This window comes from Vibrio sp. 1978 (assembly GCF_033344345.1).
In genome coordinates this window covers 1-1,034 of sequence record NZ_JAWPOP010000163.1, presented here as the reverse complement: position 1 = coordinate 1,034, position 1,034 = coordinate 1, and the positions used below count along the sequence as shown (strand labels likewise).

Below are 1,034 nucleotides of genomic sequence, written 5' to 3'. Positions count from 1 at the left end.
GCACCCGTTTCTAGTGACCCCCACTGAACGCCTAGGTTAATACCATCACCTTCGGCCATTTCAACAATCAAGGCTTCAATCAGAACCTGAGCACGGCGAATATCTAATTGAGAAATTACATCTTGCAAAGCCATCATGATATCTGGCGGCGCAGTCAGAACAAGTGAGTTGGTTGCTTCATGAGCCGCAATCACGACTTCACCGCGTTGTGCACTGGATGCACCTTTTTGACCCGCTTGTTTTTCGGCTTGCAGGTTGTCAGAGACACCTTTCAGTACATCAACTAGGTCTTCTGCTTTTGCATACTTAAGGTAAACCACTCGGTTGTTACCTTTCGTTGCCATTTCTACGTCAAGTTGACGAATCAAACGTTTCAGGCGTGCACGTACTTTCGGATCGCCAGAAATCAGAATCGAGTTCGTACGCTCATCAGCGACGATTTTTGGTTCAAGAAACTCAGGCGTGCTCTTTTGGTTGGTCGTTTTGTTCAGGGCTTCTACGATACGAACCATTTCAGCAGCCGAGGCATTGCGAAGCTCTACTAGCTCGATCTCTTTGTCACCAGCTTGGTCAACGCGTTTGATGATTTCTGCTAGACGGTTTACTACCGCTGCACGACCGGTGATCAGGATGATGTTTGCTGGATCGTAATGAACCACGTTACCCGCCCCAGCGTTATCAATCAGCTGGCGCAATAGCGGTGACAATTCACGAACAGAGACATTTCGCACAGCAACCACACGAGTGATGACGCTATCGCCTTTTGCGCTGCCATCACCCATAACAGGGATTGCAGAGGTCTTAGAGTCTTTTGCTTTGATGACTTTGAGTACGCCGTTGTCCATTTCTACGACTGCATAGCCGTACACTTCCAACACGTTAAGGAAGAAGCTGTAATATTGCTCTTCGTTTAACACGTCGTAGCTGCGAACGTCGATTTTACCGCGCACCGAAGGGTCAACGATGATGGTCTTTTCTAAGTTACGACCAACAATGTTGATGAATTCTTGAATGTCAGTGCCTTTGAAACTCGC

The 1,034-nt window shown here is 47.6% G+C and carries 1 protein-coding gene; it reads right to left on the bottom strand.

The window, feature by feature from the left end; translation table 11 throughout:
• On the bottom strand, positions 1-1,034 hold a 1,034-nt coding region (locus tag R8N49_RS25215; protein ID WP_318190224.1), incomplete at both ends, for a secretin N-terminal domain-containing protein.